Source organism: Actinomadura sp. GC306, from assembly GCF_004348665.1.
Lineage (GTDB): Bacteria > Actinomycetota > Actinomycetes > Streptosporangiales > Streptosporangiaceae > Spirillospora.
On sequence record NZ_SMKM01000290.1, the window covers coordinates 1 to 8,134 of the forward strand.

Below are 8,134 nucleotides of genomic sequence, written 5' to 3' on the forward strand. Positions count from 1 at the left end.
GGGCGGCGCGGCGCGTTCGTCCACCCCGCCCTCTTCTACCGCGACGCCGAGGAGTACCTCGCGGGGACGGTCCCGTTCCTGCGCGCCGGCCACGCGGCCGGCGCGCCGGTCGCCGTCGCGGTGCCGCCGCCCCGCCTGGCCCTGCTGCGGGAGGCGCTCGGCGCGGCCGCCGCCGAGGTGACCTGGCTGGACATGTCCGAGGCCGGGCGCAACCCGGGCCGCATCATCCCGGGCGTGCTGCGCGACTTCGCCGACCGGCACACCACCGGGCGCGTGCGGATCATCGGCGAGCCGATCTGGCCCGGCCGGACGGCCGACGAGTACCCGGCCTGCGCCCAGCACGAGGCGCTGATCAACCTGGCGTTCGCGGGCCGCGAGGTGTCGATCCTGTGCCCGTACGACGTCACCGGCCTCGATCCGGTCGTGCTCGCCGACGCCCGCGCCACGCACCCCGTCGTGATCGACCGCCGCGGCGAGCGGGTGAGCGGCGACTACGCGCCGGACCGCGTCGTGCACGCCTACAACCGGCCGTTCCCCGAACCGCGGGACGCGGTCTCGATGAGCTTCGACCTCGACGCGCTGCCCCTCGTCCGCGAGTTCGCCTGCCGCTGGGCCGCCCACTTCGGCCTCTGCCCGGCCACCGTGGGCGACCTGGAGCTCGCCGTGAACGAACTGGCCGCCAACTCCTGCCTGCACGGCGGCGGCTCGGGCACCGCGCGGCTGTGGGCGGAGAACGGCCACGTCCTCTGCGAGGTCCGCGACGCCGGCACGATCACCGATCCGCTCGCCGGCCGCCTGCCCGCCGACATGAGCCCGAACGGCGGCCGGGGCATCCTCATGGTGCACCACCTGGCCGACCTCGTCCGCGTCCACACCGGCCCGGACGGCACCGCGATCCGCGTCTACATGCGCAGGTGAGCGCGCCGCCGCGGGGTCGCTTCAGGACCGCTCCGCCGCCCGGGTGCGCCGCCAGGCGATGCGGCGGCGCGGTTTGAGGACCGACAGGGCGGTGGCGGTGAGCAGCATCGCGAGCTGGCCCGAGACGACCGCGACTTGCCACCATCCCCGCCCGGCGGGCGGCGGCGCGCCGCCGGCGGTGGCGTCCGCCATGGCCTCCGGCGTGAACAGCAGCATCCCGGCGAGGACCACGCCGACCAGCAGCAGCAGTTTCGCGAACACCCAGTAGTGGCGCGCGAGCCCCCACCTGCTGCCGAGGGCGAGCGCGATCCCGCTGGCCAGCGCGATGACGCTGAGGGGGATGCCGCCGCCGAACACCAGCACGCCCATGAGCCGGTAGGCGGAGTTCGCGAGCGTCCCGTCGCCGGTCAGCGTCGCGGTGACGTTGAGGAGCACCAGGCCCCACACCTCCCCCACCAGCGCGACGGACGAGACGATGTGCACGATCATGAGCAGTTTGCGGGTGGCCGGCCGGGGCCGCCAGCGCTGCGGCGCAGGGGCGGCGGCCGGCGTTGTCTGCAGGACGGGCATCGTGAACGCTCCCTGGTTCTTCGACGACGTCCCGATCGTCCACGGACGTCACCGGGCCGGTCGTCGGACGGCCGGAGGCAACCGCGCTGCTCCCCGCGGCGCAGTCCGGGACCCCGTACCTGCTCCCCAGGGGGTAGCGGATGGAATGCCGAAATTTGACCCGCTTCCAGGTGTAGCGGGCGCAGCGCGGGAATCATCCGGGCTGCCCGACACACCCGATCGTTATGGGGAACGATGCGTTTTCTCGCTCGCGCTCACCAGATGCCCGTCCGGTTGATCGTCGGGGCGTTCGTACTGAACTCCGGCCTGTCGAAGCTCAAGGGCGACGAGGAGGCGGCCGAGCAGACCCACGGCACGGCCAAGACGGCCTACCCGGTCCTGGAGTCGCAGACGCCGCAGGACTTCACGCGCAACCTCGGGAGGGCCGAGGTCGCACTGGGCGGCGCCCTGATGCTCCCGGTGGTGCCGTCGGCGGTCGCGGGCGCCGCGCTGACCGCCTTCGCCGGCGGGCTCACCGGCCTGTACCTGCGGATCCCCGGCATGCGGGAGCCCGGCGGGCTGCGCCCGACCGCCCAGGGCATCGGCCTCGCCAAGGACACCTGGCTCATCGGCATCGGCACGGCGCTCCTGCTGGAGGAACTCGGCCGCGCCCGCGCCCGGCGCTGGGGCCGCGCCTGCTGAACCCGGGGCCGCCTGCCCGGCACCGCCGCCCGCCGCTTACCGGCCGGGAGCATCGTCCGCGCGCCAGCGGGCAGCCGGACGGTGCGTTCCGGACGAAGGCCCACGAGCCGGTCATATACGGCGTCGTGGGCGTCCGCTGACGCCTTCCCGGACCGTCCGGCGAGTGTGGGGTCGGTCACACTCCGTCGCCACCGCAGGCCGCCGGGCCGCACCGCCGCCGGGCCCGCGGGAGCCCTGCTCGCGGCGCCTCCGCGCCCCCGCACCGGTCCGGCCGCCGGGGCGCCCGCGCCCGGGCCGGCCCCTTCCGCCCGTTCAGAACCAGGTGCGATCGGCGCCTAGGGTGGCCCGGATGGCGGCGAACACCCTGACCCCACCGCACGGAAAGACCGGCTCCCGCACGGAGACGGCGCCCCGGATGGACTGGCTCGACGCCCTGCGCGGCCTCGCCGCCATGGTGGTCGTCTTCGAGCACTCCCTCGACGTGCTGCTGCCCGAGGTCCGGCACACGGCCAGCCCCTGGTTCGACTTCGGCCGGTACGGCGTGTTCGTGTTCTTCCTCGTCAGCGGCTACGTCGTGCCGTTCTCCCTGGAGCGGCGCGGAAGCGTCCGGCACTTCTGGACCGGCCGGTTCTTCCGGCTGTACCCGCTCTGGGGCGTGGCGGTGCTGCTCGCGCTGGCGCTCGGCGCCGCCGGCGTCTCCTACGGCCTGCCCGGCGGGCTCGGCGAGCGGCCCTGGGCGTCGGCCGTGGCGCACCTGACGATGCTCCAGGACCTGCTGGGCGTGCCGAACGTCCTCAACGTCTTCTGGACGCTGTCCTACGAGATGGTCTTCTACCTCCTGGTGACGGCGATGTTCGTGGCGGGCGTCCACCGGTCCAGCGCCCGGGTCGCGCTGGGGTTCGGCGTCGGCGCGGCGATCATGGGCGTGGCGCTGCCGTCGCGGCTGCTCGCGTCGTGGTGGCCGGACGGGACGATCCTCGTCACCGTGCTGCTCATGGCCGGCGGGCTCGCCGCGATGATCGCCGGACCGCGGCCGGTGCGCCGCGCCGGGGTCGTGGTCGTGGCGACGCTCGCGCTCACGCTGCTCGTCCTCAACAGCCGCATCGGCGCGATCGAGAGCCTGTGCATCATCGCCACGATGTTCGCCGGGACCGCCGTCCGCGGCATCCAGGACGGGCGGCTGCGCGCCTGGCCCGCCGCGGCGATGGTCGCGGTCGTCCCCGTCTTCACGCTCGCGGCGGGCCTGCGCGCCCCGACGAGCTGGGCGCTGCACGCCAACCCGAACCCGCTCGGCGCCGACTGGTCGATCGCCGTGGGCGCCGCCTGGCTGACCTTCCTGGCCGGGCTCGCGCTGCGCGCCAGGGCGATGCCCCGGTTCCTGGTGTGGTCCGGGCTGGTCAGCTACTCGATGTACCTGCTGCACCCGCTCGTGATCCAGCTCGTCTGGTACGCCGCGGGCGGCGATCCGCAGAAGCTGCCCGGCGTCGTCCGGCTCGGCTGGGGCGCGGTGCTGGTCACGGCCGTCCTGCTCGCCTCGGCGGTCGCGTACCGCTACGTCGAGCTCCCCGCGCAGCGGCTCGGGCGCCGGCTGACCCGGCGGCGGGAGGTCCCGGCCGGCGGACGGGTGTGATGACAGCTTTTCCCCTCATTGCCTAAGGTGAGGCCGTTCCACCCACCCCCGCCGGGAACGGATGGCCGATGACACAGGGATCCATGCCCGCCGAGCTTCCCGACATGCTGCGCCAGCACCTCCAGGCCGCCGTCGCGGAGATGGAGCGGGAGATCCGCGACCAGGTGCCCGAGTACTCGGGCGACGACGGCGGCGAGTACGCCAAGCGGGTCGAGCGGACGGTCAGCGACACCGTGGCGTTCTTCGTCGACTCCGTCGACCACCCGAACGCCGACGCGCGCAAGCTGACCGAGCTGTACATGCAGCTCGGGGAGCAGGAGGCCCGGCAGGGCCGGAGCCTGGACGCCCTGCAGAACGCGATGCGGATCAGCAGCCAGGTCGCGTGCCGCCGGTTCATCATGGACGCCTACCGGCTCGGCTGGTCGCGCGAGACGCTGGGCCGGCTCACCGACTCGCTGTTCATGCTGCTGGCGCGGGTCGCCGACGCCGCCGCGCAGGGGTACGCGCGGGAGCAGGGGCAGCTCGCGACCGAGCGGGAGCGGCGCCGCGACCGGCTGCGGGACCTGCTGGTCGCCGAGCCGCCGGCCGCCGCGGAGACCATCGCCGAGGTGGCGGTGGCCGCCCGCTGGGACCTGCCGAAGAGCATCGGCCTGGTCGCCCTGCCGCAGGGCGCGCCGGCCGGGGCGCGGATCCTGCCGCCCGCCGTGCTGGCCGACTGGGACGCGCCGATCCCGTACCTGGTGGTGCCCGACCCGGAGGGCCCCGGCCAGGACCGGCTGTGGCCGGTGCTGCGCAGGCTCGGGACGGCGGCGGTCGGGCCGACCGTCCCGCTCCGGCAGGGCGCGGTCTCGCTGCGCTGGGCCCGGCACGCGCTCACGCTCGCCGAGCGGGGGCTGCTGCCCGGCGACGCCGCCACGGTCCGCTGCGTCGACCACATCGCGCCGCTGGCGGCGCACGCGGCGGAGGAGCTGGTCGGCGCGACCGCGGGCGCCGTGCTCGGGCCGCTGCTCGACCTGCCGCCCGCCCGCCGGCTGCCGCTCGCCGAGACGCTGCTGACCTACCTGCAGTGCGGGGACAACGCGGTCGTCGCGGCGGAGCGGCTGCACATCCACGAGCAGACCGTCCGCTACCGGCTGCGCCGCATCGGCGAGCTGACCGGCGGCCGGTTCACCGAGCCGGAGGGCAGGCTCGACCTGATGCTCATGCTGAGCTGGCTGGTCCGCACCGCCCGCGCCGAGAAGCCCGCCTAGCGCCGCTGCCGGTGCCGTGCCGCTGCCGGTGCCGTGCCGTTGTCGGTGCCGTGCCGTTTAATCGGAGCGTGGACGTTGCGAAGCGCATCAACGAGCTGACCGCCGAGGTCAGGCGGCTGAACGACCTGTACTACGGCGCCGGCGACAGCCCGCTGCCGGACGCCGACTACGACGCCCTGAAGGACGAGCTGGCGGCGCTGGTCGCCGAGCACCCGGAGCTGGAGCCGGCCGGCAGCCCGCTCGGCAGGGTCAACGCGCCGGCGGAGCTGACCGGCCCGACCGTCCGGCACGCGCGCCCGATGCTCTCGCTGGCCAAGGCGACGGGCGAGGAGCAGGTCCGGGTCTTCTGCGAGCGGTTCGGCGGCCAGGTCTTCCGGGTGTCGGAGAAGCTCGACGGGCTCTCGCTCAGCGTGGTCTACGCCGACGGGAGGCTCGACTACGTCGCCACGCGCGGCACCGGCGCGGTCGGCGAGCTGGTGACCGGGAAGGTGCGGCACGTGATCCCCGGGCTGCCGGCCGAGATCGAGGCGGCCGGGCGCGTCGAGGTGCGCGGCGAGGCGGTGATGCTCCGGTCGGTGTGGTCCGCCTACAACGAGGCCCACCCGGAGCGGACGCTGACCAACCCGCGGTCGGGCGCCGCCGGGACGCTGGTCCTCAAGGACCCCGCCGCCGCCGCGGAGGCCCGGCGGCTGCTGCGGTTCTTCGCCTTCGGCGCCGACCGCGACGGCACCGCGGTGGAGGTCCCCGCGGGGTTCGAGACGGTCGCGCAGTACGTGTGCGCCGACGCCGGCGAGGTGATGGACGCCGTCCACGCCATCGGCGCCCGCCGCGACGGGCTGGACTACGACATCGACGGCGCCGTCGTGCGGCTGCACGACCCGGCCGCGTTCGACGCGGCCGGCTTCAACAGCGCCGAGCCGCGCGGGGCGATCGCGTTCAAGTACCCGCCGGAGGAGAAGCTCACGACGCTGCTGTCGGTCGAATGGCCGGTCGGCAAGATCGGCCGCGTCCCGCCGCGCGCGAAGGTCGCGCCAGTGTTCGTCGGCGGCGTGACGGTGGAGAACATCACCCTGCACAACCCGCGCCTGATCCGCGAGCGCGACCTGCGGATCGGCGACACGGTCGCGGTCGTGCGGCGCGGCGACGTGATCCCGTTCGCGGGCCGCTCGCTGCCCGAGCGGCGCGACGGGACCGAGACCGAGATCGTCCCGCCCGCGCACTGCCCGTCGTGCGGCTCCGAGCTGGAGGTCCGCGGCACCGGTGAGGAGCGCTGGTGCCTCGATCTGCAGTGCCCCGCGCAGGCGACGCGCCGGCTCATGCACTGGGCCTCGCGGAAGGCCGCCGACATGGAGGGCGTCGGCGACACCTGGATCGAGAAGCTCGCCGACGACGGCGTCCTGCGGCACCGCAGCGACTTCTACGACCTGACCGCCGAGCGGCTCCTCGGCTACGAGCGGATGGGCGAGGTCAGCGCCCGGAACATGGTCGACTCGATCGCCGCCTCCAAGGGGATGGGGTTGCGGCGCGCGCTGATCGGACTGGCCATCCCGATGGCCTCCGAGGGCACCGCCAAGCGCCTGTGCCTGGCCGGCTACCAAAGGATCGAGGACGTCGCGGCGGCCACCGCCGAGGACCTCGTGGCGATCCGCGACATCGGGCCCAAGGCCGCCGAGAGCATCGTGGCGTTCTTCGCCCGCCCGGAGGTGCGGCGGGAGATCGCGGCGCTGCGCGAGCGCGGCGTGGGCCTCGACGTCCTGCCCGAGGACCGCCCGGTCGACACCGCCGCCGCGGGCGACTCGCCGCTCAAGGGCGCGACGGTCGTGATCACCGGCGCGTTCACCGACCCGCGCTCCGGCGCGAAGGTCAGCCGGCCGGACGTCACCCGCCTGGTCGAGCGGGCGGCGGCGACGGCCGCCACGTCGGTCTCGGCCGGCACCGACTACCTGCTGACCGGCGACAACGTCGGCGCCGCCAAGACCGCCAAGGCCGAGAAGCTCGGGGTCGCGGTCGTGGAGCAGGCGCGGCTGTGGCGCTGGCTCACCGAGGCCGGCGTCGTCTGAGCGCGGCGGGCACCCCGGGCGTGCGCCCGGGGTGCCCGGCCGGGTCAGCGGCCGTTGCGGCCGTCGCCGCGCCGGGCGGCCACGGAGTGCGACAGCACAAAGACGCCGCCGGTGAGGAGGACGGCGCTGCCGGCGAGGGCGGCGAACGCCGCCGCCGTGCTGGGCGGCATCGTGTCGAAGGCGAGGACGGCCACCAGGTAGGACGCCATGGGGTTGGTCATCGTCATCGCCGTCATCGCGGCGGGCAGCGACCCGGCGGCGAACGCCCGCTGCTCGATCAGCAGCCCGGCGAGCGTGCTGCCCGCCAGCGCGTAGCCCGGCCAGTCGGCGGCGGTGGCGGCCACGCCGTGGTCGAGGAGGCTCGCGGTGGTGAGCTTGATCAGCACCGCGCTCGCCGCGAAGCACAGCCCCGCGCAGACGCCGAGCAGCGCGGCGCGCACGGGCCCCTTCCGCAGCCACGCCGCCCGGGACAGCACGGCGATCAGCGGCGCGGCGATCAGCGCGGCGACGTACAGCCGGGGCCGGGACGGCTCGCCGGCGGGCGGGATCGCGCCCGGGACCGTGAACAGCACGGCGAGGCCCGCCGACACGGCGACGGCGCCGGGGAGGTCCGTCCGGACGAGCCCCTCCCCCGCCCCGGCCGCGCCGAGCAGGATGGTGAAGACCAGCTGGGTGACCAGCAGCGGCTGGACGACGGCGGTCGACCCGAAGTGCAGCGCGGCCGCCTGCGCGAGGAACCCGCCGAGGTTGACGACCCAGCCGGTGAGCCACACCGGGTCGTGGACCAGCCGGCGGATCAGCCCGTGCGCGGCCGCGGCGTCCATGCCGCCGCCCGCCGCGCGCCTGGCCGCGCGGTACTGGAGCGTGGCCGCCGCGGCGAACAGGAACGCGGCGAGGAGGCTGAGGCAGACCGCCCACGCCATCAGGGCGTCCCGGGCCGCTTTGCCCCGGCGTGCTCCGCCTCCGCCGTGCCCGCTCCGGACCGGCTCATCACGCCCCTCCCCCGCCGTCGTCCGCCCGTCATC

General features: G+C 75.3%; 7 protein-coding genes. 5 read left to right on the forward strand and 2 right to left on the reverse strand.

Going from position 1 to position 8,134, the window contains the following annotated elements:
* Window positions 1-918: sensor histidine kinase (locus E1200_RS28325; RefSeq protein ID WP_131955141.1), on the forward strand; the 918-nt coding region annotated here is incomplete at its 5' end.
* Window positions 919-939: 21 nt separating this feature from the next.
* On the opposite strand, the gene E1200_RS28330 is transcribed toward E1200_RS28325, so the two are convergent.
* Complete coding sequence (locus E1200_RS28330; RefSeq protein ID WP_131955142.1) at window positions 940-1,488, reverse strand: DUF2269 domain-containing protein; 549 nt, start codon at window positions 1,486-1,488, stop codon at window positions 940-942.
* A gap of 261 nt (window positions 1,489-1,749) precedes the next feature.
* Here E1200_RS28330 and E1200_RS28335 point away from each other — a divergent pair, with 261 nt between their 5' ends.
* The 4 genes from E1200_RS28335 to ligA all read left to right on the forward strand — a co-directional run bounded on the left by E1200_RS28335 (window position 1,750) and on the right by ligA (window position 7,109).
* Window positions 1,750-2,169: a hypothetical protein gene (locus E1200_RS28335; protein WP_243708885.1), complete on the forward strand. Its 420-nt coding sequence runs from the start codon at window positions 1,750-1,752 to the stop codon at window positions 2,167-2,169.
* A 349-nt stretch (window positions 2,170-2,518) separates the two neighbouring features.
* A complete protein-coding gene (locus tag E1200_RS28340) occupies window positions 2,519-3,799 on the forward strand; it encodes an acyltransferase (RefSeq protein WP_131955144.1) in 1,281 nt (426 codons plus the stop codon).
* A 68-nt stretch (window positions 3,800-3,867) separates the two neighbouring features.
* Window positions 3,868-5,049 (forward strand): PucR family transcriptional regulator, encoded by a 1,182-nt coding sequence (locus tag E1200_RS28345; protein ID WP_131955145.1) that lies wholly within the window; start codon window positions 3,868-3,870, stop codon window positions 5,047-5,049.
* A gap of 68 nt (window positions 5,050-5,117) precedes the next feature.
* Window positions 5,118-7,109 carry an NAD-dependent DNA ligase LigA gene (gene ligA, locus E1200_RS28350; RefSeq protein ID WP_131955146.1) on the forward strand — a complete coding sequence of 664 codons (1,992 nt, stop codon included), beginning with the start codon at window positions 5,118-5,120 and terminating at the stop codon, window positions 7,107-7,109.
* Between the two features lie 44 nt (window positions 7,110-7,153).
* Here the strand turns inward: ligA and E1200_RS28355 are convergent.
* A partial coding sequence (locus E1200_RS28355; protein WP_207933581.1) for a DMT family transporter occupies window positions 7,154-8,134 on the reverse strand: 981 nt, incomplete at its 5' end.

What these genes read in the sequence shown, in the direction of transcription:
- E1200_RS28330 (WP_131955142.1), bottom strand. Translation starts at nt 1,488, where the DNA reads ATGCCCGTCCTGCAGACAACGCCGGCCGCCGCCCCTGCGCCGCAGCGC.
- E1200_RS28335 (WP_243708885.1), top strand. Translation starts at nt 1,750, where the DNA reads ATGCCCGTCCGGTTGATCGTCGGGGCGTTCGTACTGAACTCCGGCCTG.
- E1200_RS28340 (WP_131955144.1), top strand. Translation starts at nt 2,519, where the DNA reads ATGGCGGCGAACACCCTGACCCCACCGCACGGAAAGACCGGCTCCCGC.
- E1200_RS28345 (WP_131955145.1), top strand. Translation starts at nt 3,868, where the DNA reads ATGACACAGGGATCCATGCCCGCCGAGCTTCCCGACATGCTGCGCCAG.